Source organism: Mesorhizobium sp. M0051 (assembly GCF_040323235.1).
Classification (GTDB): domain Bacteria; phylum Pseudomonadota; class Alphaproteobacteria; order Rhizobiales; family Rhizobiaceae; genus Mesorhizobium.
In genome coordinates this window covers 105,231-128,873 of record NZ_JAMYUT010000010.1, presented here as the reverse complement: position 1 = coordinate 128,873, position 23,643 = coordinate 105,231, and the positions used below count along the sequence as shown (strand labels likewise).

Sequence of the window (23,643 nt, the reverse complement as noted above, 5' to 3'; positions counted from 1 at the left end):
AGGAGACGGCACCGATGCTGATTCAAACCCTTTCCGCCCTGGAAAGTACGAGATTGCTGACTGCCAATCGGGTCGGACGGCTAGCATGCTCAAAGAACGGGCAGCCTTACGTCGTGCCTCTCTACTACGCACATGCGGATAATCACCTCTACGCATTTTCAATGCCGGGCAAGAAGATCGAATGGATGCGAGGCAATCCGCTGGTATCCGTCCAGGTCGACGAGCGCGGCAAAGGGCGTGGATGGAGAAGCGTCGTAGTCGATGGCCGCTATGAGGAATTGCCGGACCGGGTTGGCCACAAGATCGAGCGCGACCATGCATGGTCAGTGCTGAGCAAACACGCCGACTGGTGGGAGCCTGGTGCGCTCAAGCCGGTCGTGCCTCCTGTGTCGGACAGCAGCCCACATGTGTTTTTTCGCATCCTGGTCGAGCAGGTGTCGGGTCGCGAGGCAAGTGAATAGCTGAACGACCACCCCGACCACAGATGGGACGGCTGGGCCGACGGAACCCGTTGTCGTAGGTACTTCCCCGTAAGGATGATGATGCGAGCCACCTACCGCCGCAGCGCGTGCACGCTTGCCTTGTCCTCGCCGGCCGCCGGCAATGCCATGTCATCATCGAGAAGACGTGTTATGCGGGCAAAGCCTGTGAACGCTTTCCGAGCTTCCTCGGCCGTCATCTGGCCCGACAGGGCGGCCGAGCAGCAATTCAGCGCGCACTGATAAACCGGACCGCGCCGTCCCGTCGGCCATTTCCGCAAGAACGCCATGGCCTCGGCAACACTATCAATTTCTTCAGTAGGATGCCCCTGCCCGCGCGAGATCCGCACGGGCGAAATGAAATGCAGGTCGTTCATCGTTTCCTCCCCGTCGATCGCGATGCGCTCAATCGAACCCAATGAAACGCGCCATTCGACAGCCGGTTCCACGCAATCCGAGATTTCTTTTTAGGAGATCGGAATTTCGAATCATCGGCCCGGCAGATCCAGAGGCGGCCCACCATGGAGTGCCGTCGATAATCGCAGTTCTCATTGAATATCTTTAAGGCCAAAGCCGACAAATAGATTGCTTGTCGGTTCCCCTGCGTCAGGCTTACCCTGCACCGCCAACGCGTGAGGGCGCGTGCTGCAAAAGGGGACCATTGCAATGACAATACAGGGTGCTTCACCTGATCTGTACAACGAGGACCTGGCGCCAGCCAAAACTCGAAACTGGGGACCATTCTCGATCTTCAACGTCTGGACGTCGGACGTTCACAGCCTCTGGGGCTACTATCTCGCCGCCAGCCTTTTTCTGTTCTGTGGCGGGTTCGTCAATTTCCTCATCGCCATCGGCATCGGTTCACTGATCATCTACGCGCTGATGAACATGGTCGGCTACGCCGGCGTGAAGACAGGCGTGCCCTACCCCGTGCTTGCGCGCGCCTCTTTCGGCATCTGGGGCGCCAACATACCGGCGCTGGTGCGCGCCGTCGTCGCCTGCTTCTGGTATGGCGCACAGACCGCCGCCGCCTCAGGCGCGATCGTGGCACTTTTGATCCGCTCGCAATGGTTTGCCGATTTCAACGCCAACACGCATTTCCTCGGCCATACCGGCCTGGAGGTGATCTGCTTCGTGGTCATCTGGGCGCTGCAATTGCTGATCATCCAGAACGGCATGGAAACGGTGCGCCGCTTCCAGGATTGGGCAGGACCGGCAGTGTGGGTGATGATGCTGATCCTGGCGATCTACCTCTGCGTCAAATCCGGGAGATTTGCCTTCACCAGCGATATCCCTATGGACGTGCTGCTGGACAAGACCAAGGACGCGGGCGTACCGGGCACGCCAGGAACATGGACGTCGCTGTTTGCGGTGGCGGCGATCTGGGTCACCTACTTTTCCGCGCTCTATCTCAATTTCTGCGATTTCGCCCGTTACGCGCCGGACAAGGCATCGCTGCGCAAGGGCAACATCTGGGGCCTGCCGATCAACCTGATCCTGTTTTCCCTGGTCGCCGGTGTCACCACCATTGCCGCCTTTGACGTCTATGGCGAAGTGCTGCTGCATCCCGACCAGATCTCGGCGAAGTTCGACAGCTGGTTCCTGGCAGCGCTCGCGGCCTTGACCTTTGCCGTGGCAACCCTCGGCATCAACGTGGTGGCAAACTTCGTCTCGCCGGCCTTCGACTTCTCCAACGTCTTTCCCAGGCAGATCGACTTCAAAAAGGGCGGCTATATCGCGGCCGTCATCGCGCTCGTGCTCTATCCCTTCGCACCGTGGGAAGGCAGTGCCGCTTCCTTTGTCAACGTCATTGGCGCGACGATGGGGCCGATCTTCGGCGTGATGATGGTCGACTACTATCTGATCCGGAAGGGTGAGGTCGATGTCGAGGCACTCTATCGCGAGGACGGCGAGTTCCGATTCCAGGGCGGCTGGCATGTCAATGCCTTCATCGCCGCCGGTATCGGTGCCATCTTCTCGTCGATCCTGCCGAACTTCACCAACTGGCTGCCGTCGTGGTGGGGCGTCTATGGCTGGTTCTTCGGCGTGGCGATCGCCGGCATCATCTACTACGTGCTGCGCACCGCCGCTTTGGGCGCTGGCGCCAAGACGGCAAAGGCTTGAAAATGAGGCAGTAGGCAGTAGGTGCTAGCGCGTAGAGAACCGCTTGCCTACTGCCTACTGCCTACCGCCTACCATCTCGGCCAGTTTGCGCACCGTGTTCCAGTTGCGCGAGGTGCCGACACCCAGGCGCTTGTGGCTGGTCGCCGCAAGCAGCCGCGAGCTTGGCCTCTCGCGAGAAAAGAGGACCCAGATGTCACCGCCGACCGAAAACACCTTCTCGTCCTTGGCGGCATAGGCTTGGAGCGCCGCTTCGGCACCTTTGGGTGCAGGCTTGCGCATCACCCTTACGGCCACCTGGTCGCCTGCCTTGGCAGATTCGTCCGGGAACGGATTGCCGGCGGCAAGCTTCAGCCAGTCCTCGGCACAACGCACGATGATGTCGACATGGCGGCCGAAGGTTTTTTCGAAGGCAGCTTCCAGCCGTTGTTCCAGATCGGCGACGTTCGTTGCCGGCGCCTCGAAGACCAGGTTGCCGGTCGCTACCAGCGTGCGCGGGTTCTTCAGCCCGAGTTCTTCGGCCATCGCCTTGAGGTCGGCCATGACGACCCGTCGCCCCTCACCCAGAATGATGCTGTAGAGCAGCGCGACATAAGTCCGCATCATCTGCCGGCCTGTGCAACTACACCAGCCGGCTCTGCTCCACCGCCGCCTCGATGAAACTGGCGAACAGCGGATGCGGGTCGAGCGGCCGGCTTTTCAGTTCCGGGTGATACTGCACGCCGATGAACCACGGATGATCGGGGTACTCGACCGTTTCCGGCAGCACGCCGTCGGGCGACATGCCGGCGAAGACCAGGCCGCAATCCTCGAGCCGCTCCTTGTAGTCGACATTGACCTCGTAGCGGTGGCGGTGGCGCTCGGAAATCTGTGTGTCGCCATAGATCTCGGCGATCTTCGAGCCCTTGGCGAGCTCTGCCTGATAGGCTCCGAGCCGCATCGTGCCGCCGAGGTCACCGGTCTCGCGGCGCTTCTCCAGCATGTTGCCTTTCAGCCATTCGGTCATCAGGCCGACGACCGGCTCCTTGGTCGGGCCAAACTCGGTCGATGACGCATGCTCGACACCGGCCAGCGACCGCGCTGCCTCGATGCAGGCCATCTGCATGCCGAAGCAGATGCCGAAATACGGCACTTTTCGCTCACGCGCGAACTTCGCCGCCAGGATCTTCCCTTCAGCACCGCGTTCGCCAAAGCCACCGGGAACCAGGATGCCATGAACCTTTTCCAGCCAAGGCGTCGGATCCTCCTTTTCGAAGATCTCCGATTCGATCCAGTCGAGCTTGACCTTGACGTGGTTGGCCAGGCCGCCATGCGACAGCGCCTCGATCAGCGATTTGTAGGCATCCTTGAGCCCGGTATATTTGCCGACCACGGCAATGGTGACTTCGCCTTCCGGATTGTGGATGCGGTTGGACACCGCTTGCCACGGCTCCATGCGCGGCTTCGGCGCCGGATCGATGCCGAAGGCGGCCAACACTTCCGAATCGAGCCCTTCCTTGTGGTAGGCCATTGGCACGTCGTAGATATGCGGCACGTCGAGCGCCTGGATCACCGCACTCTCGCGCACATTACAAAACAGCGACAGTTTTCTGCGCTCTTCCTTGGGAATGGCGCGGTCGGCGCGGACCAGAAGGATGTCGGGCGCGATGCCGATGCCGCGCAGTTCCTTGACCGAATGCTGGGTCGGCTTGGTCTTCAGCTCACCGGCCGTCGGGATGTAGGGCATCAGCGTCAGATGAACGTAGACGGCATTGTTGCGCGGCAGGTCGTTGCCGAGCTGGCGTATAGCTTCCAGAAATGGCATCGCCTCGATGTCGCCGACTGTGCCACCTATCTCGCACAACACGAAATCATAGTCGTCATTGCCATTGAGGACGAAATTCTTGATCTCGTCGGTAACGTGCGGGATGACCTGCACGGTGGCGCCGAGATAATCGCCGCGGCGCTCGCGCTCAATGATGTTCTTGTAGATGCGGCCGGTGGTGATGTTGTCCTGCTGATTGGCGGAACGCCCCGTGAAGCGCTCGTAATGGCCGAGATCGAGATCGGTCTCGGCGCCATCATCGGTAACGAAAACCTCGCCATGCTGGTACGGCGACATCGTGCCCGGATCGACATTGAGGTAGGGATCGAGTTTTTTGATGCGTGCGCGATAGCCTCGCGCCTGCAAGAGAGCCCCAAGGGCCGCTGCGGCAATGCCTTTTCCAAGTGAGGAAACCACGCCGCCTGTGATGAATACATATCGCGCCATGGGAGTCATCGCTTAACGCGGCCGGATTGATTCCGCCAGAGAAAAAACCACCGCGAAGGTTTTTTCCCAAGAAGGCGCTTGGACCATAGGCAAGGCAAAAGAAAAGGGCCGGCTGAGCCGGCCCTTTGGCAGGATGACGAAAACGTCAGATGATGACGACCTTGGTGCCTACCCTGACGCGGCTGTAGAGGTCCATCACGTGCTCGTTGATCATGCGGAAGCAGCCATTCGAGGCGCTGGTTCCGATCGACTGCGGCGCGATGGTGCCGTGGATGCGCAGATGCGTGTCCTTCTTGCCGTCATAGAGATAGATGGCGCGGGCACCGAGCGGGTTTTGGCCACCGCCCGGCATGCCGTCCTTGTACTGGCCGTAATGCTTCGGCTCGCGCTTCTGCATGTCCAGCGTCGGGATCCAGCGCGGCCATTCCTGCTTGTCGCCGACCGCCACCGTGCCTTTGTACTGCAGGCCTTCGCGGCCGACCGCAATGGCGTAGCGGCGAGCGGTCGAAGATGATTCGACGAGGTAGAGCCGCCGCGCGCTGGTGTCGATGACGATGGTGCCGGCGTCATAGCCGGTGAATTCCACGTCCTGCGGCACGAATTCCGGCTTCACCTTGAACTGCTTCTTGGCTTCCTTCTTGGCGAGAGCCTGATCGAGAGCCCGCGTCTCGGGAAGATAGCTCACCGACGAGCCGGATGAAGTACCGCCGAAAAGACCGGCGAACAGACCGCCGCCGCTTGGCCGCTTCTGGCCGACGACCTCGCTGCGCAGCTCGCCATTGTTGCCGGTCAAGGCGACATTCATCGCCTCAGCCGGGAGCGACTCGGCCGACTGGATCGGCGCGATCGGTTCGATGATCTTTACAGCCTGCGTCTTGGCCGGCTTGGCGTCAGCCACTTCGGTAGCCGGCGCGCTCTTGCCCTTCTTGGCCAGGAACGCCTGCCGTTCAGCGTCGGCCCTGGCCTTGGCCGCCTCGCGCATCGCCAGCTTCCTGGCTTCGAGAGCCTTGGCTTTGGCGGCTTCCTTGTCGGCAACGATCTTGGCCTCGATCTTCTTGATCTGGGCGAGATCGTCCGGCGTCGGATTTTTCTTCTTCTTGAGAAGCTTCAACTGCGACGCGTCACTCTTGACGGCGACATTGATGGCGCCGGTTTTCTCAACGGAAGGTGCGGCCATATTTGCCGGCGCGCCGGCGAAGGCTGGGGAACTCATGCCGAGTGCGGCGCAAAGTCCCAGGAAAATGAAGCTGCGAAGCTGCATGGCGAAGATCCGATCGTTCTATGCTTGTTGCCCACGGCGTCGCCCAGCGCCCCCAAGGCGCCGGAAATGCCGCGCGCAATCTATAGTCGAATAAACGCGAACGCCTCAAGCGCGAGGCCGCGCCTCACCACGTCGAATCTTCGTGATTGTGCTGCATTTGCCGCGACTGTGTTCAATCGACAACAGGCCGCGGCTGCAGAGCCTGGAGATTACTGGTTCGGAACCTGCGGGGCCGCCGGAGCGGTGCCATTGGTCGAAGACGGTTTCGAGCCGGCGGCAGGCGCCGTGCCCGCCGGAGCTGCGGCGTCGTTGCCGGACGGCGGCGTCGGCGTGGCGTTGCCGGCGGGCGCCGGTGTGGTCGTGCCTGGCAATTGGTTGAGGACACCCTTGCCGGCACCATCCGATGTCGCGGGCACGCGGTCGAGGATGTCGATCGGCTTCTCGCCATAGCGGGCGACGATCGACAGTGTCAGCGACGTGGCAAAGAAGGCCGCCGCCAGGATCGCCGTCGCACGCGTCAGCGCATTGGCGGCACCGCGCGCGGTCATGAAGCCGGATCCGCCACCGATGCCAAGGCCGCCGCCTTCGGAACGCTGCAGCAGCACCACCCCGACGAGGGCGAGCACGACCATGAGATGGATGACGATCAGTACGGTTTCCATAGTTTATCCTGGCAAAGCCTTGCCCGGTCGCGGACACGACCGGTGAATTGGAGGCGGCTCAATACAATGCTTTGATGGCATTTCCAAGCCCGTGGCCGGAATATGGGAAGCAACGCCTTCTTTGCAACGATTTCCAGCGCCGGGAGCCCCGTCCGGCGCGGCGAACATGTTCAAGCGATGTTGCGATAAGCCTCGGCGATGGCAAGAAAATCCGCGGCCTTCAGGCTGGCGCCACCGACCAGCGCGCCGTCGACATTCCTGACGCCGAGCAGTTCGACTGCATTTGAGGGCTTGACCGAGCCGCCATAGAGGATGCGCACCTTTGCCGCAACGCCGCCGAGTTTTTCCGCCAGCTTTTCGCGGATATGTGCGTGTGCTTCGGCCACATCGGCCGCGGTCGGCGTCAGGCCGGTACCGATCGCCCATACGGGCTCATAAGCAATGATGGTGTTGGACGGGGTGGCGCTTGGCGGCACCGATCCGTCGACCTGACGCGACAGCACGTCGAGAGTCGCGCCCGCTTCACGCTGCTGCTGGGTCTCGCCAATGCAGATGATGGCCACGAGCCCGGCACGCCAGGCGGCGGAGGCCTTGGCTTGTACCGTCGCGTCATCCTCGCCGCGCTGCTCACGGCACTCGGAATGGCCGACGATGACATGGCTGGCGCCCGCATCCTTGAGCATTTCCGCCGAAATGCAGCCGGTGTAGGCGCCGCTCTCCCTGCTGTGGCAATCTTCACCGCCGGCATGCACCGGCGTGCGCGACAAGATCTCCGCGGCATGGGCTAGCAATGTCGCGGGAACGCAGACCAGCGCTTCGGTCTCCGCATCGAGCCCACTCAGGAAACCGTTGCCGATCATCCTGAGTTCGTTGAGCGAGGCACTGGTGCCGTTCATTTTCCAGTTGCCGGCGACAAGCGGGCGAATTCCTGGCGTCATGGTTTGCTTCTCCGGGCGATATCGGGCTCTGGCCCTCACTACCAAAATCAGCCCACAAAGCAATCGACAGTGGACCGGAAGGGCGCTATTGCGCTTGGTTCAGACTCGGCGCATGCGAAATTGCGCATAAATCGGAAGTAACGATGCTTGGTGTATTGAGAAGCGCGGCAGGTACCTGGGTCGCGAAGACGCTGCTTTCGCTGTTGGTGGTCAGTTTCGCCGCCTGGGGCATTTCTGGACGGCTGATGGGCGGTTTCGCCGGCCATGATTCGGTCATAACCGCTGGCGGCACCAAGGTGTCGATCAAGGAATACCGGCTCGCTTATGATCGCCAGCTTGCGGTCATGTCGCAACAGTTTGGCCAGCGTCTCAGCCACGAACAGGCAAAGGCGCTCGGCGTCGATAACCAGGTTCTTGCCCAGCTCGTCTCGGGCGCCGTTCTCGACGAACAGGCCCGCAAGCTTGGCCTCGGCCTCTCCAAGGACCGGCTGGCCGAACTGACGCGCGAAGATCCGGCCTTCAAGGGCCCGGGCGGCCAGTTCGACCGCAGAACCTTCGAATATATGCTGCGGCAGATTGGCATGCGGCCGGAGGACTATCTGAAGAACCGTGCCCAGGTGGCGGTTCGCCAGCAGATCGTCGAAGCGGTCTCGGATGGTCTGAAAGCCCCGGACACCTTCTTCAAGGCCGTCGCGCTGTATCGCGGCGAAGACCGCACGATCGACTATCTGACGCTGCCCAAAGCACTGGTCGAGCCGATCGAGGCGCCGTCCGACAGCGTGCTTTCCGCCTATTTCGAGGCGAACAAGAAGAAGTATGCGGCGCCCGAATACCGCAAATTCTCCTATGTCAGGCTTGAACCGGTCGACATCATGGATACGACCGCCGTCACCGACCAACAGGTCAGAGACGATTACAACAAGAACAAGGCGCGCTACACCACGCCGGAAATGCGCACCATCGAGCAGCTTGTGTTCAAGACGCCTGATGCGGCCAAGGCCGCGCTCGATTCGCTTAAGACCGGTGTGACGTTCGACAAGCTCGTCACGGCGGAAGGCAAAACCCCGGCCGACACGCTGCTCGGCACGTTGGCCAAGGACAAGATCGCCGACAAGGCCGTCGCCGATGCGGCCTTCGCGCTCAATACCAATGAAGTCAGCCAAGTCGTGCAAGGCGCCTTTGGTCCGGTGTTGCTGCGCGTCACCGAGATCAAACCCGAGGTGGTGAAGCCACTGGCAGAAGTGTCCGACCAGATCCGCAAGGACCTGGCGCTGGGCGAGGCAAGCCGCATCCTCCTCGACGTGCGTGACAATTACGAAGACACCCGCGCCGCCGGCGGTTCGCTTGCCGATGCCGCCGCCAAGCTGAAGCTGAAGGTCGTCACCATCGATGCCATCGACCGCAGCGGGCTGCGGCCCGACGGAAGCATCGTCAAGGACCTGCCGCAATCGCCAGAGCTGATCAAGGCTGTCTTCGATGCCGAGCCCGGTACGGAGAATGACGCTTTGACCACCGCCGACAACGGCTTTGTCTTTTATGAACTGGCTTCGGTCACGCCGGCTCGGGACCGCACGTTGGACGAGGTTCGTCAGAAAGTCGTCGCCGACTGGACGGCGGCGGAGACAACCAAGCGGTTGGCCGCCAAGGCAGATGAGCTTGAAAAGCGGCTCAAGGCTAGCACCACGCTCGACGTCATCGCGGGCGAACTGAAGTTGGAAAAGCAGACCAAGCGCGGCGTCAAACGTGAGGCCGACGATGTCGATTTCGGCAAGGAGGGCGCCGCGGCGATGTTCGGAGTCGGCGAAGGCGGCACCGGCCTGATCCCCTCGCCTACCGGAGACGGGCAGATCCTGTACAAGGTCGCCGAAGTGTTCGAGCCTGCAGGGGCCGATGCCAGCTCGGTGCCAGACGATGCGCAGAAGTCCTTCACTTCCGGCATGTCTGACGACCTGCTCGACCAGTTGGTGGCGCAGTTGCAGACGCAGTACGACGTTCGCGTCGACCAGGCCGCAGTCGCCCAAGCCTCGACAAGATGAGCGCGCTGAAAACTTATATCGCCAAGGTCGCGACCGGAAGCGCGCTTTCCTTCGAGGAGGCGCGCGAGGCCTTCGACATCATCATGTCGGGTGACGCCACGCCCGGCCAGATAGGCGGCTTCCTGATGGCGCTGCGCGTGCGCGGCGAAACGGTGAGCGAGATTTCCGGCGCCGTCGCCACCATGCGGGCCAAAATGTTGCGCGTCGAAGCGCCTGACGGCGCCATCGATATCGCCGGCACGGGTGGCGACAATTCCCACAGCGTCAACATTTCGACGGCATCGGCCTTTGTCATTGCCGGAAGCGGTGTGCCGGTTGCCAAGCATGGCAATCGCGGCCTGTCGTCGCTGACAGGAGCCGCCGACGTGCTGGTTGCACTCGGCGTCAAGATCGACATACCGCCCGAGTTTATCGGCCGTTGCATCCACGAGGCGGGCGTCGGCTTCATGTTCGCGCCCGCGCACCATCCGGCGATGAAGCATGTCGGCCCGACCCGCGTCGAGCTCGGCACCCGCACCATCTTCAACCTGCTGGGGCCCCTCTCTAATCCGGCCGGCGTCAAGCGGCAGATGGTCGGCGTGTTCCTGCCGGAATGGATCCTGCCGGTAGCCGAGACGCTGAAGGCGCTGGGCGCCGAGCATGTCTGGGTTGCCCATGGCGACGGCTATGACGAGATCACCACCACCGGCGAGACGCAGGTCGCCGAACTGATCGGCGGCGAGATCCGCAGCTTCACGCTAACCCCTGAAGCGGTCGGGTTGGCGCGCCATACCAAGGATGAGTTGCGCGGTGGCGACGCGGACTACAACGCCAAGGCATTGCGCGATATGCTGGGTGGCGCTGCCGGCGCTTATCGCGACACCGTGCTGATCAATGCCGGCGCCGGACTGGTCGTGGCAGGCAAAGTGACGACGCTTGGCGACGGCATCGCGACGGCGGCGCAAGCCATCGACAGCGGCCGGGCGCTGCAAGTGCTCGACAGGCTGGTCGAGATTTCGAACGGATAGAACGTGTCTGACATTCTTCGCAAGATCGAGGCCTACAAGCGCGACGAGATCGCAGCGGCAAAGGCACATGTGCCGCTCGCCGAAATCAAGGCGCGCGCGAAGGATGCCGATGCACCGCGCGGCTTTCTTGCCGCGCTCGAAGCGAAGCGCAAATCCGGCGCTTTTGCGCTGATCGCCGAGATCAAGAAAGCGAGCCCATCCAAGGGCCTGATCCGCGCCGATTTCGACCCGCCAGCGCTGGCACAGGCCTATGCGAAAGGCGGCGCTGCCTGTCTTTCGGTGCTGACCGATGCGCCGTCGTTCCAGGGTGCGCCTGAATTTCTCACCAGGGCGCGAGCCGCCGTCGCCCTGCCCGCGCTGCGCAAGGATTTCCTATTCGACCCGTATCAGGTCTACGAAGCCCGCGCCTGGGGTGCGGACGCCATCCTCATCATCATGGCCAGCGTCGACGACACCCTGGCCAGCGACCTCGAATCCACGGCGTTCGAACTTGGCATGGATGCACTGGTCGAAGTGCATGACGAGGCCGAGACGCAGCGCGCGCTAAAGCTGTCGTCGCGGCTGATCGGCATCAACAACCGCAATCTGCGCACGTTCGAGACTAGCCTCGAGACCTCAGTGCGGCTGGCGACGATGGTGCCGGCGGACCGCTTGCTGGTCAGCGAGAGCGGAATTTTCTCGCATGACGATTGCCTCAGGCTTCGAAAGAGCGACATCGGCACCTTTCTGGTCGGCGAGAGCCTGATGCGGCAACAGGACGTCGTCACGGCGACACGCCTGCTTCTGACGGGCAAGGCGCCAGATGCATCGGCCCGAAAATCGGAATCGATTTTCGGAGAGCACGATGCATAGATTCAAAATGATAGAGCGTACTTTGTGCGTCCGAACGGACGCACGTCGCTCTATGGCGATCTGACGATGACATCAGGCCTCACCCATCTCGGCGCGCAGGGCGAGGCCAACATGGTCGATGTCGGCGACAAGGTGGAGACGACACGTACGGCGATCGCCGAGGGCTTTGTCGCGATGCAGCCCGAGACCCTGAAGACGATTCTCGCCGGCAACGCCAAGAAGGGCGACGTGCTCGGCACCGCGCGTATCGCCGGCATCATGGCGGCGAAGAAGACACATGAACTGATCCCTCTCTGCCATCCGCTGCTTCTGACCAAGGTTTCCGTCGACATCGAGCCGGACCATGCCCTGCCCGGCCTAAAGGTCACGGCACTGGCGCGCGTCACTGGCAAGACGGGCGTCGAGATGGAAGCGCTGACCGCCGCTTCGGTGGCTTGTCTGACGATATATGACATGGCCAAGGCGGTGGACCGCGCCATGGTCATCTCCGGCGTTCGGCTGGTCGAAAAGACCGGCGGCAAGTCGGGCGCGTACAAGGCAGGCGCCTGATGGCGCTGGTTCCAATCGCCGAAGCGCTCGAGCGCCTGCTCGAGGGTGCAGCACCTTTGGCCGGCGAAAACGTTCCCCTGTTCGAGGCGGCGGATCGCGTGCTGGCGGAACCGCTTGTTGCGCTGCGTACCCAGCCGCCCTTCAACGCTTCCGCCATGGATGGCTACGCAGTCCGCGCTATCGATGTGGCGTCGGTGCCGTCGCGACTTTCGGTGATCGGCATGGCGCCGGCCGGACGCGGCTTTGACGGCACCGTCAGCCACGCTCAGGCCGTGCGCATCTTCACGGGTGCGCCGCTGCCCGAAGGCGCCGACACCATTGTCGTCCAGGAAAATGTCAGGGATCTCGGTGGCAGCGACGTCGAAGTGATCGAACCAACCGCCCAAGGGCGAAACATCCGCCGCATCGGCCTCGACTTTTCAAAAGGCGACGTGCTGCTGGAAAAAGGCCGCGTGCTGGATCCGGCGGCGCTGTCGCTGGCGGCTTCGGCAAACCATTCCCGGGTCAGCGTGGTAAAACGGCCGCTGGTCGCCATCATCGCCACCGGCGACGAATTGTTGCCGCCCGGCAGCGAACTTGGGCCGGACCAGATCATCTCATCCAATGCCTATGGCGTTGCCGCGACAGCGCAATCCGTCGGCGCCCACGCGCTCGATCTCGGCATTGCCGCCGACCGCAAGGACGCGATTGCAGCCTTGGTGAAAGAGGCGGTCAGTGCCGGCGCGGATGTCATCGTCACGCTTGGAGGCGCCTCGGTCGGCGATCACGACCTAATCCATGACGTGCTGACCGGCGAAGGCATGACGCTCGGCTTCTGGAAAATCGCCATGCGTCCCGGCAAGCCGCTGATGTTCGGCCGCCTTGGCGACATTAGATGCATCGGCCTACCCGGCAACCCGGTCGCAAGCCTGGTCTGCTCGCAGCTGTTCCTGAAGCCGCTGCTGGCGCGGCTCGGTGGCCGCGACTATCGCCAGGACATTCGTCCGGCGCGATTGGGTGCCGCAATGCCGGCCAATGATCTGCGCCAGGACTATGTGCGGGCGGTGGTCAGGGAAGACAATGGCGCGCTGGTGGCGACGCCGTTCGGCATCCAAGATTCCTCGATGCTGAGAATGCTGGCCGACGCCAACGGGCTGATCGTGCGTGCGCCGTTTGCCCCCGCAGCCGCTGCGGGCGAGGCCTGTAGCGTGCTGATGCTGCGCTGAAGAAGCTCCGGCAAACCTTTAATAGAGTTGTGAAAATTGTGCTCGGCTATTCCGAGATCAAGGCTTGTGTCAGCGGATGCGCCGGATCTGCAAGGCCATCGACAATGTTGTAATGATGACGGTCGGGCTCGACCACGGTGCTGGTGGTGGCGCCGAGGCCGGTCCAGATGTTGGCAAGCAGCGCGTTCTGGCGCAGGAATTCGGCGCGCTCACCACCACCAGCCCAGCAGGTGATGCGGGCGCCGTCCATGGGTCGCAGCAGCGCCGGGCTTTCAGCCAGCGCCTCCCCTTCGTCGATTGCCAGTGCCTTGTTCATCCCGGTGCGCATAAGCGGACGCAGGTCGTGGAGGCCTGAAATCGAAACGACATGGCGTATGCGCCGCGCCACATCGGCCGCCAGAGGCGTTGATATCGTCACCATTCGAGTTGCGAGATGGCCGCCGGCCGAATGTCCCGTCAGCATCAGCGGCCCGTCGATCATTGCCGCTGCCTTGCCGATAGCCGCGCCGATTTCCCCGACTATACCGGCAATGCGTATGTCCGGGCACAGCGTGTAGGACGGCATCGCCACGGCAAAGCCGCTGCTGACCGCGCCATTGGCGAGGTGCGACCACATGTTCTTGTCGGTCTCCAGCCAGTAACCGCCGTGGAGGACTACCACCAACCCCTTGGGCGCGACATTGGGAAGGAAAAGATCGAGCCGATTGCGCGGTCCGTCACCATAGGCGATGTCGAGCCGTGCCCGGCCCTCCATTGAGAGCGCATCACGAAATGCTTGCGCTGGCTCCGCCCACGCAGCCGGCCAGCGGTCACTGCCGGCGATGTTCGCGCCGTTGGCATAGGCATCATCCCAATCGACAATGTGACGTTCGAACATCTGCGCCTCCCCCAAAACGGCATCGCTTGTGAGCTAGCAATGGCCACCGGCACGCCATGCGTCAATGCTTCAAGGCCAAAACATTTTAGGCTTGAAACAAATTTCGACTGGTGCGATCCTGACAAGACGATCAGCCGACGAAATGGGAGGTCTGCTGTGCTGCCCTGACCCCGTAGATGCTCGTCCTTTCCCGGTGGCATAGTCGAGCTGGCACGATTGGCGGTACGAAAACCTCCCGCGAAAGACAGGAACTTCAAATCCACCACACAGGTCAGGCACATCGCGCACTGGCCAGGCAGCAGACGGGATAGCGGCGACATGCTTGGGCCTTCAGCGCATATCGACACGTTCACGCGCGATCACCTGCCGCCTCCGGAGCAGTGGCCGGATTTCCTGCTCGACGGCTTTGATTATCCCGAACGTCTCAATGCCGGCGTCGAACTGACGGACAGGCTGGTCGAGAGGGGCCTCGGTGACCACACCGCGCTGATCGGCAATGGCCGCCGCCGCACCTACAAGGAACTGTCCGACTGGACGAACAGGCTAGCCCACGCGCTGGTCGAGAACTACGGCGTCAAGCCGGGCAACCGGGTGCTGGTCCGCTCCGCCAACAACCCCGCCATGGTCGCCTGCTGGCTGGCCGCCACCAAGGTCGGCGCCGTGGTCGTCAACACCATGCCGATGCTGCGCGCCGGTGAGCTTGCCAAGATCGTCGACAAGGCGGAAATCACCATCGCGTTGTGTGACACCAGGCTGATGGACGAGATGACAGCCTGCGCCAAGGACAGCGCGTTCCTCAAACAGGTCATCGGCTTCGACGGCACCGCCAACCATGATGCTGAACTCGACCGTGCCGCTCTCGATAAGCCGGTGACGTTCACCGCCGTCGACACCGGCCGCGACGATGTCGCGCTGCTCGGCTTCACCTCGGGCACGACTGGCGTGCCGAAGGCGACGATGCATTTCCACCGCGACCTCCTGATCATCGCCGATGCGTACGCACGCGAAATCCTTCGGGTGACACCGGACGATATCTTTGTCGGCTCGCCGCCGCTGGCCTTCACCTTCGGCCTTGGCGGGCTCGCCATCTTCCCGCTCCGCTTCGGTGCGGCAGCGACACTGTTGGAACAGGCGACGCCGCCCAACATGATACACATCATCGAGACCTATAAGGCGACCGTCTCCTTCACCGCGCCGACCGCCTACCGCGCCATGCTGAAGGCCATGGATGAAGGGGCCGATCTGTCATCGCTGCGTGTCGCCGTTTCGGCTGGCGAAACCTTGCCCGCTCCGGTTTTCGAAGAGTGGACGCAAAAGACCGGCAAGCCTATCCTCGACGGCATCGGCGCCACCGAGATGCTGCACATCTTCATCTCCAACCGCTTTGACGACATGAAGCCGGCGTCGACCGGCAAGCCGGTGGGCGGCTACGAGGCGCGCATCGTCGACGAGGAGATGCGCGAGCTGCCGCGCGGCGCGACCGGCAGGCTGGCGGTGCGCGGACCGACCGGCTGCCGCTACATGGCCGATAACAGGCAGAAGGACTACGTCCGCGACGGCTGGAACCTCACCGGCGACACCTTCACGCAGGACGAAGACGGCTTCTTCCATTTCGCCGCGCGCTCCGACGACATGATCGTCAGCGCCGGCTACAACATTGCCGGACCCGAGGTCGAGGCGGCACTCCTGTCGCACCCGGATGTTGCCGAATGCGCGGTGATCGGCACGGAAGATGCCGAACGCGGCCAGATCGTCGAAGCGCACGTCGTGCTGGTGCAGGGCGTAGCGCCGGACGCATTGACGACCAAGCGCCTGCAGGACCACGTCAAGGCAACGATCGCGCCCTATAAATATCCGCGATCGGTGAAATTTATCGCCGCGCTGCCCAAGACCCAGACCGGCAAGATCCAGCGTTTTCGGCTGCGCACGGAGAAGATCAATTGAGCGAACCCTACGATCCGGCGTCCGAAGGCGCACAGATGTCGTTCAAGGAGAGCATGTCCTACAGCGACTATCTGCACCTGGAGAAAGTGCTGGAGGCCCAGACGCCGCTGTCTTCGGCGCATGACGAGATGCTGTTCATCATCCAGCACCAGACCTCCGAACTGTGGATGAAGCTCGCCCTGCACGAGATTGGCGCTGCGATCCGCTCGATCCGCGCCGATCGCCTCGAGCCAAGCTTCAAGATGCTGTCGCGCGTCGCCCGCATTTTCGAACAGCTCAACAACGCCTGGGATGTGCTGCGCACGATGACGCCCAGCGAATATACCGAGTTCCGCGATGCACTCGGCCAGTCCTCGGGTTTCCAGTCCTGGCAGTATCGCGCCATAGAGTTCATGGCCGGCAACCGCAACCTCGCCATGCTGGGCCCTCACAAGCACCGGCCGGACCTCAGCGGCAAGCTGGAGGCGATCCTGGCGGAGCCGTCGCTCTACGACGAAGCGCTGCTGCTTCTGGCGCGCAACGGATTCGACATCGGCACCGATGCCAGGCGCACGGATTGGCGTGAGACGCGAACCGAGAATGAAGAGGTTCTGGTCGCCTGGCAGACCATCTACCGCGACCCGCAGCGCTACTGGATGTTCTACGAACTGGCCGAGAAGCTGGTCGACTTCGAGGACTATTTCCGCCGCTGGCGCTTCAACCACGTCACCACGGTCGAGCGCATCATCGGCCTGAAACGCGGCACCGGCGGCACGTCGGGTGCTTCGTATCTCAAGAAGATGCTCGAGGTCGTGCTGTTTCCGGAGCTGTGGGCAGTCCGTACCCGGCTTTGACACAATCGAAATGAGAACAGGCACATCGAGGGCGCGCTTGCAGCGGAAAACCTTCGCGAACAACCGAGGACTGACTGACCATGAGTGGAATTCCTGATCTCGCTGCAATCGAAGCGATGGATGCCACGGATCCGCTCCGCGCCATGCGCGATCGTTTCATTCTGCCGGAGGGGGTGATCTATCTCGACGGCAATTCGCTTGGGGCAGCGTCGCATGCCGTTTTCGGCGAGCTGCAGCAGGCGGCCACCGAGGAATGGGCCAAGGATCTCATTCGGGCCTGGAATACAGCCGGATGGTTCGAGATGCCGATCGAACTTGGCGACCAGCTCGGACGCTTGATCGGGGCCGCAGCCGGACAGACTGTTGTCTGCGACACGACGTCGATCAACATCTACAAGGTGCTACATGCCGCGATGGAGATGCGGCCCGGCCGATCGGCGATCGTCGCCGAGGCTGACAGTTTTCCCACCGACCTCTACATCGCCGAAGGCGTTGCCTCGACCCGCGATGGGGTCCTTCTGCGCCTCGCGGGCGTCGACGCGCCAACCATCGAAGAGCTGATCGACGAAAGCGTCGCGGTGGTGCTGGTCAACCACGTCAATTACAAATCGGGTGAACTGCGCGACATGGCGGCGCTGACGCGCATAGCTCATGCGGCCGGAGTGCTGATCGTCTGGGATCTATGCCACACCGCTGGCGCTCTGCCAGTCGAGCTCGATCATGCAAAAGCCGATTTCGCTGTCGGCTGCACCTACAAGTACCTCAACGGCGGTCCAGGCGCGCCAGCCTTCATCTATGCCGCGCAACGCCACCACGGCGCGATCAGCCAGCCGCTCAGCGGCTGGTGGGGGCATGCACGGCCCTTTGCCTTCGAACGAGGCTATGTTGCCGGCACCGGTATCCGCCGCTTTCTGTGCGGCACGCAGCCGGTCCTGTCGATGCGGGCGCTCAAAGGTGCGCTCGCAATCTGGAACGACGTCGACGTGGCGGCATTGCGAAAGAAAAGCGTCGCGCTGACCGAACTGTTCATCCAGCTCGTCGAAGCGAAGTGCGGTGCCTATGGCCTCACGCTGGAGAGCACCCGCGACGCGACCAGGCGCGGCAGCCAGGTGTCGTTCGTTCACGATCATGGCTATCAAATCGTGCGGGCGCTGATCGAGCGCGGAGTGATCGGTGACTTCCGCGCGCCGTCAACCATCCGTTTCGGATTTACGCCGCTCTATGTCGGCTACAAGGACGTGTGGCTGGCGGTCGAGGTGCTGGAAGACATTCTGCGAACGGATGCATGGAAGGACCAGCGTTTCGCCGTCAAGGAGGCCGTGACCTGACGCAGTCGTCCCAACTGTTGTCGCATCGTTGCCTCTTGGTCGGATGATGGAGGGACGAATTTCCAGTGCACAAATCCGGTTGCCGCTGCTGGCCAACACTGGCATCAACAAATTAACCAAGGTTGGCATTTTGGCTTCGTTTCGTTCACGGCAGACGAACGCATGGAAGGCTGGAAATGCCCCGTCGCGGATCCATGGGCAGCTCATGCCAAAGCTTGGGCCAACGATGGGCGGCAGCCCATTAACCATAACAATTTCAATGCCGGAAAGCGCCTTGTGACGGCATGCCGTGATCACCCAAGCGCGCTGGCGCGCGCCAAATAATTTCAGCGGCCTTAACAGATTCATTAAACTTTAAACGGTTGCAGAACACAACTGGAACATATAGTGTTTGTTCTGGGTTTGTTTTCTGATTCTGGTTTTAGGTACCCTGGGGGCCGCCATGCTGACACGCAAGCAACACGAACTGCTGATGTTCATTCATGAACGCCTGAAGGAAAGCGGCATTCCGCCATCCTTCGACGAGATGAAGGAGGCGCTCGACCTTGCCTCCAAATCCGGGATTCATCGTTTGATCACGGCACTGGAAGAGCGCGGCTTCATTCGCCGGCTGCCCAACCGGGCGCGCGCGTTGGAAGTGCTGCGGCTGCCGGATTCGATCGCGCCCGGCCTCAACGCGGCGAAAAAGTTCTCGCCTAGCGTCATCCAGGGCAGTCTTGGTCAGGCCAGTCTCGGCCAGGGCGGCCTTGGCCGGCAGATCAAGCCGGCGTCTTCACGGATGCCTTCAGCCGGCAATGACGACGACGTGGTCTCCGCCGTGTCGATCCCTGTGATGGGGCGCATCGCCGCCGGTGTGCCGATCGATGCCATCCAGCACCAGACCCATTCGATCTCGGTGCCGCCGGACATGATCATGGGAGGCGAGCACTATGCGCTGGAGGTCAAGGGCGACTCGATGATCGAGGCCGGCATCTTCGACGGCGACACCGTCATCATCCGCAACGCCGATACGGCGAGCCCTGGCGAGATCATCGTGGCGCTGGTGGATGAAGAGGAAGCGACGCTGAAGCGGTTCCGCCGCAAGGGTGCCTCGATTGCTCTCGAAGCCGCCAATCCGGCCTATGAGACACGGATTTTCGGACCAGACCGGGTCAAGGTGCAGGGCAAGCTTGTCGGCCTGATCCGCCGTTACTGAGGCAGCTGCGGTTTAACGACGGGCTTGTCCGGTCTCTTGAAGGGCGGCAGGCCCCTCGCCTCACGCGAAAACTTGCGTTGCACGTGCCAAGGCCGGTAGGGCCTACCCACCGCAAAGCTGACCGTTGCCGGCGTGGTCGCCGACTGGCGATCGAAGAAGACGGCAGCACTGCCATTGCGAGCCAGTTGCCGTTTGGTGATGACGAGAACCAGCGGGTTGTGACAAGCGTCATAGGCCGTCGCGTCGTTGATGACGATCAGGTCGGCGAAGCCGCAGGCTTTCCAGGTGTCCTTTCGGTCCTCGACATAGGCAATGATAGCTCCGGACGGATGCCTGGCGAGACAAACGCCTGATGTGCAATAGAATGGCGCTCCCGGCGGCATTTCAGCCGCATCCTCGACGTCGAATTGCCCGTCGCCTTCGTCGAACACCTCCGGCGCGATAATGCTTTCGGATGTCAGCGCACGCTTCCAGTTGTCGACGGTGAATTCGTTCGGCCTGGCCCGGCTGACCGCGAGTTCGCCGCCGCCAATCGGCAGCGCCACCAGCCTCGCATCCTCCGAGACCAGCACGTCAGGTACGCGCGTATCCGAGACGGTCAACAGGCCGGCAAGCGCGAAGGGAAGCGCTGCGAGCCGCAACCATGTGGTCGCCATCGTCGCGATGACCAAGGCAATCGTCACCAGCACGACGGATTGCTGCGAAATCAAACCGATTGCGTCGACTGGCGAACGCTCGGAAATCCATCCGGACATCGCGATCATCACCGTCAGGCCTTTGCCCATCAGATAGAGGGCCGGCCAGTCCAACCCGAATGGCATCAGCAGCGCGCTGGCGACAGCCAGGAACATCACGACTGTTACGATAGGCATGATGGCCAGGTTGGCGAACAGGCTGAGCGGCGACACACGCTGAAAATGCCAGATGGCAAACAGCGCCGTGGCGCTGCCGGCGATGATGGAGGTCATGGCAAGGCCGCCTGCCGCCAGCAGGAATTTTCGCGTCAGGAAGCCGGGCAAGGATCGCTTTGGCGGCGGTGGCCTCGCCTTCCCCGCACGATGATCCGCCCAGCCGGCATAGGCACCGACCAGCGCGGCCGTCGCGGCAAACGACATTTGAAAACTCGGGCCGACCACTTCATGCGGCGACACCATGATGACCGCGATCGCCGAGATCGCCAGATTGCGCATCGTCAGTGCTGCCCGATCAAAAAGAACGGCAATCAGCATCACCGCCAGCATGATGAAACTGCGCTCGGCGGCAACGACGACGCCTGAGATGATAAGATAGGCGGCGATCGAGAACAGTGCGGCAGCCGCAGCATACTTCTTGACCGGGCGACGCGCGGAAAAATCCGGAAACAGGGCGAAGGCGCCACGCAGCAAACCCATGATGGTGCCAGCGACCAGCGCCATGTGCAGTCCGGAAATGGAGATGATGTGATAGATGCCGGTACGCCGCATCGCCTCGTTCACGTCATCGGGAATGCCGGCGCGAACGCCGACGATCAGCGCCGCGGCGATCTCGCCTTCGGCGCCACCGACGCTGCCCCTAATGTGATCGGCAATGGCTTCACGGGCTTTTTCGATCCCCGAGGAAAGCCGGGCCGCCAGCGGCATGCTATCGTCCTCGGTGACGACAAGTTTTGGATTGCCGAGAAAGAAACCGCTGCCGCCGATGCCGGCGAAATAGCTGTCGAAGGAGAAGTCGTAGCTGTCCGGCCGCACCGGCCCGGTCGGTGGCAACAGCTTGGCATACCCAGTGATCAGGGAACCGGCGGTCATGTCCGCCGGGATATTGCGTGCCGAAAGCCGCACCCGCTCCGGCGCATAGCGCAGTTTCGGCCTTGCAGTCGATGCCACGTCGATTGTCAGCCGGATGCGACCGCTCTCCATCCGTTCGAGCGAGACGACCCGGCCGGTCACTTGCGTCGAGATTTCCGAGCCCAGCATCTGCGTTCCGGCTCGCCATGTCTCGACCTTCGCGGCGAGCAGGCCGAGTGTACACAAAAGCGCCGCCATGAAGGACATATGGGTTTTCGGCCAGGAACGCGAGACCAGCGCACAGAGCCCCGCCAAGATGACAACTGCGACAGGCTTTGCGAAGTCCGGCTCCGCCACAAGCGAAAAATAGCCGATCGCCCCGCTTGCCAGGCAGACCGGCACCAGCAGGAAGGCCACGCCTCGGTCGAGTTCCAGGCCCGCCGCCATGGCCAGCTATTGCGCAGGCGCGGCGGTGATATCAGGCCAATCTGCCGGCGCAAGCGCACGATCCTGCTGGCTTCGGCAGTTGGAACAGGGGCGGAGACACCGGCTTGCAAAGGCGCCTTGTCGGGTGCCGGCACAAGGGGCGATGGCGGCGGCAATGAAGCTGGCAGTGGCGCTGCAAACAGGGACCGCTCGCTGACGCCAATGACAGCGTCCTCGTCCTGATCCGAGCCCCAGCCTCGTCCAGCCATCGGGTCTGCCCCTTGCGCCCTCGACACCCTATGCTACATGAACGCCGGGCGCGCGAAAGTCCGCGCACCGCACCCGCTTCAGATGGTTTCCGAGAGTTACATGTCCGACAAGGTCGTCACCCGTTTTGCTCCCTCGCCCACCGGCTACCTGCATATAGGCGGCGCGCGCACGGCGCTGTTCAACTGGCTGTATGCAAGGCACACCGGCGGCACGATGCTGCTGCGCATCGAAGATACCGATCGCGAACGCTCCAACGACGCGGCGACGGCTGCCATTCTCGACGGACTTTCCTGGCTCGGCCTGACCTGGGACGGCGAGCCGGTGTCGCAGTTCGAGCGCGCGCCGCGCCACCGCGAGGTGGCCGAGGAACTCGTGCGCCTGGGCAAGGCTTATTATTGCTATGCCACGCCGGCCGAACTGGAGGCGATGCGCGAGGCCGCCAGAGCCAAAGGCCTGCCGCCCCGCTATGATGGCCGCTGGCGCGACCGCGCCCCCTCAGAGGCGCCTGCAGGCGACAAGGGTGCCATCCGCATCAAGGCGCCGACCGAGGGCGAGACGATTGTCCATGACCGTGTCCAGGGCGAGGTACGCTTCCCCAACAAGGATCTCGACGATTTCATCATCCTGCGTTCGGACGGCAATCCGACCTACATGCATGCAGTCGTCGTCGACGATCATGACATGGGCGTCACCCATATCATCCGCGGCGACGATCATCTGACCAACGCCGCGCGCCAGACTGTGATCTACAACGCCATGGGCTGGGCCGTGCCCTCGATGTCGCACATCCCGTTGATCCACGGTGCCGATGGCGCCAAGCTGTCGAAGCGGCATGGCGCGCTCGGCGTCGAAGCCTATCGTGCCATGGGTTATCTGCCGGAGGCATTGCTGAACTACCTGGCGCGCTTGGGCTGGAGCCACGGCGACGACGAGATCATGTCGATCGACGATATGATCTCCTGGTTCGACATCGGTGACGTCAACAAAAGCGCGGCCCGATTCGACTTCGCCAAGCTGGAGGCGATCAACGGCGCGCATATGCGCCGCATGAGCGATGCCGAGCTGTTCGATATCTTCATCGCCACCCTGCCCTATCTCGAAGGCGGCCCGGCGATGGCCGCGCGCCTGAACGACAGCAACAAGGCGCAGCTGCTGGCCGCGTTGCCGGGCCTTAAGGAGCGAGCCAAGACGCTGGTCGAACTCGTCGATGGTGCTGCCTTCCTGTTTGCCACCCGGCCACTACCGATCGACGACAAGGCGGCCCTTCTGCTCAATGACGATGCCCGCAAGATCCTGCGCGGCGCTCACGAAGCTTTGAATGGGCTTACAAGTGATTGGACGGCCGCCTCGGCGGAGGCCGCGATCCGCGAGGTTGCCATGGCTGGTGGCCACAAGCTCGGCGCCGTGGCCCAACCTCTGCGCGCCGCTTTGACCGGCAAAAGCACCTCGCCGGGCGTGTTCGATGTGCTTGCCGTGCTCGGCCGCGAGGAAAGCCTGGCGCGCATAGAAGACCAAATCGATTAGGAGCAAACTGGCCCAAGAAGATTGGCATTGAAAGGCGGGTTTCGCAGTGCAACATTAGGCCTTGGCCCAATCTGGCACGCACCTCCTGAAATGCGGTGGCGAATACGCGCATTGCGGTGATC

The 23,643-nt window shown here is 62.4% G+C and carries 19 protein-coding genes and 1 pseudogene; 12 read left to right on the top strand and 8 right to left on the bottom strand.

The window, feature by feature from the left end; translation table 11 throughout:
- Positions 1-14: 14 nt before the first annotated feature.
- Positions 15-461: a pyridoxamine 5'-phosphate oxidase family protein gene (locus NKJ90_RS12985; RefSeq protein WP_023759216.1), complete on the top strand. Its 447-nt coding sequence runs from the start codon at positions 15-17 to the stop codon at positions 459-461.
- Positions 462-553: 92 nt separating this feature from the next.
- On the opposite strand, the gene NKJ90_RS12980 is transcribed toward NKJ90_RS12985, so the two are convergent.
- Positions 554-856, bottom strand: a complete 303-nt coding sequence (locus NKJ90_RS12980) for a DUF982 domain-containing protein (RefSeq protein WP_023759217.1) — start codon at positions 854-856, stop codon at positions 554-556.
- A 289-nt stretch (positions 857-1,145) separates the two neighbouring features.
- On the opposite strand from NKJ90_RS12980, the gene NKJ90_RS12975 reads away from it, so the two are divergent.
- Positions 1,146-2,603 carry an NCS1 family nucleobase:cation symporter-1 gene (locus NKJ90_RS12975; protein WP_023759218.1) on the top strand — a complete coding sequence of 486 codons (1,458 nt, stop codon included), beginning with the start codon at positions 1,146-1,148 and terminating at the stop codon, positions 2,601-2,603.
- Positions 2,604-2,657: 54 nt separating this feature from the next.
- Here the strand turns inward: NKJ90_RS12975 and NKJ90_RS12970 are convergent, their stop codons facing one another.
- The 5 genes from NKJ90_RS12970 to tpiA all read right to left on the bottom strand — a co-directional run bounded on the left by NKJ90_RS12970 (position 2,658) and on the right by tpiA (position 7,712).
- Positions 2,658-3,203, bottom strand: a complete 546-nt coding sequence (locus NKJ90_RS12970) for a DUF1697 domain-containing protein (RefSeq protein ID WP_023759219.1) — start codon at positions 3,201-3,203, stop codon at positions 2,658-2,660.
- A gap of 19 nt (positions 3,204-3,222) precedes the next feature.
- Positions 3,223-4,860, bottom strand: a complete 1,638-nt coding sequence (pyrG, locus tag NKJ90_RS12965; protein ID WP_084025403.1) for a CTP synthase — start codon at positions 4,858-4,860, stop codon at positions 3,223-3,225.
- 136 nt (positions 4,861-4,996) lie between these two features.
- Complete coding sequence (locus tag NKJ90_RS12960) at positions 4,997-6,112, bottom strand: L,D-transpeptidase (RefSeq protein ID WP_023759221.1); 1,116 nt, start codon at positions 6,110-6,112, stop codon at positions 4,997-4,999.
- A 209-nt stretch (positions 6,113-6,321) separates the two neighbouring features.
- Positions 6,322-6,774: a preprotein translocase subunit SecG gene (gene secG, locus NKJ90_RS12955; protein WP_023759222.1), complete on the bottom strand. Its 453-nt coding sequence runs from the start codon at positions 6,772-6,774 to the stop codon at positions 6,322-6,324.
- 170 nt (positions 6,775-6,944) lie between these two features.
- The gene (gene tpiA / locus NKJ90_RS12950) at positions 6,945-7,712 is read right to left on the bottom strand and encodes a triose-phosphate isomerase (protein ID WP_023759223.1); all 768 of its coding nucleotides are present in this window, start codon (positions 7,710-7,712) and stop codon (positions 6,945-6,947) included.
- A 143-nt stretch (positions 7,713-7,855) separates the two neighbouring features.
- On the opposite strand from tpiA, the gene NKJ90_RS12945 reads away from it, so the two are divergent.
- The 5 genes from NKJ90_RS12945 to NKJ90_RS12925 all read left to right on the top strand — a co-directional run bounded on the left by NKJ90_RS12945 (position 7,856) and on the right by NKJ90_RS12925 (position 13,361).
- The gene (locus NKJ90_RS12945; protein WP_023759224.1) at positions 7,856-9,748 is read left to right on the top strand and encodes a SurA N-terminal domain-containing protein; all 1,893 of its coding nucleotides are present in this window, start codon (positions 7,856-7,858) and stop codon (positions 9,746-9,748) included.
- Positions 9,745-10,755, top strand: a complete 1,011-nt coding sequence (gene trpD / locus NKJ90_RS12940) for an anthranilate phosphoribosyltransferase (protein ID WP_023759225.1) — start codon at positions 9,745-9,747, stop codon at positions 10,753-10,755. The genes NKJ90_RS12945 and trpD overlap by 4 nt, the downstream gene beginning before the upstream one ends.
- A gap of 3 nt (positions 10,756-10,758) precedes the next feature.
- Positions 10,759-11,607, top strand: coding sequence for an indole-3-glycerol phosphate synthase TrpC (gene trpC / locus NKJ90_RS12935; protein ID WP_023759226.1), 849 nt, complete (start codon positions 10,759-10,761; stop codon positions 11,605-11,607).
- A 66-nt stretch (positions 11,608-11,673) separates the two neighbouring features.
- Positions 11,674-12,156 carry a cyclic pyranopterin monophosphate synthase MoaC gene (gene moaC, locus NKJ90_RS12930; protein WP_023759227.1) on the top strand — a complete coding sequence of 161 codons (483 nt, stop codon included), beginning with the start codon at positions 11,674-11,676 and terminating at the stop codon, positions 12,154-12,156.
- The gene (locus NKJ90_RS12925; RefSeq protein WP_023759228.1) at positions 12,156-13,361 is read left to right on the top strand and encodes a molybdopterin molybdotransferase MoeA; all 1,206 of its coding nucleotides are present in this window, start codon (positions 12,156-12,158) and stop codon (positions 13,359-13,361) included. The genes moaC and NKJ90_RS12925 overlap by 1 nt, the downstream gene beginning before the upstream one ends.
- 46 nt (positions 13,362-13,407) lie before the next feature.
- Here NKJ90_RS12925 and NKJ90_RS12920 read toward each other — a convergent pair whose 3' ends face one another.
- Positions 13,408-14,238 carry a hormone-sensitive lipase gene (locus tag NKJ90_RS12920; RefSeq protein WP_023759229.1) on the bottom strand — a complete coding sequence of 277 codons (831 nt, stop codon included), beginning with the start codon at positions 14,236-14,238 and terminating at the stop codon, positions 13,408-13,410.
- Between the two features lie 318 nt (positions 14,239-14,556).
- Between NKJ90_RS12920 and NKJ90_RS12915 the strand changes: the two genes are divergently transcribed.
- From NKJ90_RS12915 to lexA, 4 genes are all read left to right on the top strand, one after another.
- Positions 14,557-16,182 (top strand): AMP-binding protein, encoded by a 1,626-nt coding sequence (locus NKJ90_RS12915; protein WP_023759230.1) that lies wholly within the window; start codon positions 14,557-14,559, stop codon positions 16,180-16,182.
- Entirely contained in the window at positions 16,179-17,015 is an 837-nt protein-coding gene (kynA, locus tag NKJ90_RS12910) for a tryptophan 2,3-dioxygenase (RefSeq protein ID WP_031260180.1), read from the top strand. Before NKJ90_RS12915 ends, kynA begins: the two co-directional genes overlap by 4 nt.
- An 80-nt stretch (positions 17,016-17,095) precedes the next feature.
- Complete coding sequence (gene kynU, locus NKJ90_RS12905) at positions 17,096-18,343, top strand: kynureninase (protein WP_352486134.1); 1,248 nt, start codon at positions 17,096-17,098, stop codon at positions 18,341-18,343.
- 442 nt (positions 18,344-18,785) lie between these two features.
- On the top strand, positions 18,786-19,538 hold the full coding sequence (lexA, locus tag NKJ90_RS12900; protein WP_023759233.1) for a transcriptional repressor LexA: 753 nt from the start codon (positions 18,786-18,788) through the stop codon (positions 19,536-19,538).
- On the opposite strand, the pseudogene NKJ90_RS12895 reads toward lexA, so the two are convergent.
- Positions 19,532-21,996 (bottom strand): annotated as a pseudogene (locus NKJ90_RS12895) (ComEC/Rec2 family competence protein). The gene lexA and the pseudogene NKJ90_RS12895 overlap by 7 nt on opposite strands.
- Before the next feature lie 100 nt (positions 21,997-22,096).
- Between NKJ90_RS12895 and gltX the strand changes: the two are divergent.
- Complete coding sequence (gene gltX / locus NKJ90_RS12890) at positions 22,097-23,521, top strand: glutamate--tRNA ligase (RefSeq protein WP_023759234.1); 1,425 nt, start codon at positions 22,097-22,099, stop codon at positions 23,519-23,521.
- The last annotated feature ends 122 nt before the right edge of the window (positions 23,522-23,643 follow it).

Bases quoted from the DNA above. Each gene is read 5' to 3' on its own strand.
- NKJ90_RS12985 (WP_023759216.1), top strand. From the start codon at position 15: ATGCTGATTCAAACCCTTTCCGCCCTGGAAAGTACGAGATTGCTGACT.
- NKJ90_RS12980 (WP_023759217.1), bottom strand. From the start codon at position 856: ATGAACGACCTGCATTTCATTTCGCCCGTGCGGATCTCGCGCGGGCAG.
- NKJ90_RS12975 (WP_023759218.1), top strand. From the start codon at position 1,146: ATGACAATACAGGGTGCTTCACCTGATCTGTACAACGAGGACCTGGCG.
- NKJ90_RS12970 (WP_023759219.1), bottom strand. From the start codon at position 3,203: ATGCGGACTTATGTCGCGCTGCTCTACAGCATCATTCTGGGTGAGGGG.
- pyrG (WP_084025403.1), bottom strand. From the start codon at position 4,860: ATGACTCCCATGGCGCGATATGTATTCATCACAGGCGGCGTGGTTTCC.
- NKJ90_RS12960 (WP_023759221.1), bottom strand. From the start codon at position 6,112: ATGCAGCTTCGCAGCTTCATTTTCCTGGGACTTTGCGCCGCACTCGGC.
- secG (WP_023759222.1), bottom strand. From the start codon at position 6,774: ATGGAAACCGTACTGATCGTCATCCATCTCATGGTCGTGCTCGCCCTC.
- tpiA (WP_023759223.1), bottom strand. From the start codon at position 7,712: ATGACGCCAGGAATTCGCCCGCTTGTCGCCGGCAACTGGAAAATGAAC.
- NKJ90_RS12945 (WP_023759224.1), top strand. From the start codon at position 7,856: ATGCTTGGTGTATTGAGAAGCGCGGCAGGTACCTGGGTCGCGAAGACG.
- trpD (WP_023759225.1), top strand. From the start codon at position 9,745: ATGAGCGCGCTGAAAACTTATATCGCCAAGGTCGCGACCGGAAGCGCG.
- moaC (WP_023759227.1), top strand. From the start codon at position 11,674: ATGACATCAGGCCTCACCCATCTCGGCGCGCAGGGCGAGGCCAACATG.
- NKJ90_RS12925 (WP_023759228.1), top strand. From the start codon at position 12,156: ATGGCGCTGGTTCCAATCGCCGAAGCGCTCGAGCGCCTGCTCGAGGGT.
- NKJ90_RS12920 (WP_023759229.1), bottom strand. From the start codon at position 14,238: ATGTTCGAACGTCACATTGTCGATTGGGATGATGCCTATGCCAACGGC.
- NKJ90_RS12915 (WP_023759230.1), top strand. From the start codon at position 14,557: ATGCTTGGGCCTTCAGCGCATATCGACACGTTCACGCGCGATCACCTG.
- kynU (WP_352486134.1), top strand. From the start codon at position 17,096: ATGAGTGGAATTCCTGATCTCGCTGCAATCGAAGCGATGGATGCCACG.
- lexA (WP_023759233.1), top strand. From the start codon at position 18,786: ATGCTGACACGCAAGCAACACGAACTGCTGATGTTCATTCATGAACGC.
- gltX (WP_023759234.1), top strand. From the start codon at position 22,097: ATGTCCGACAAGGTCGTCACCCGTTTTGCTCCCTCGCCCACCGGCTAC.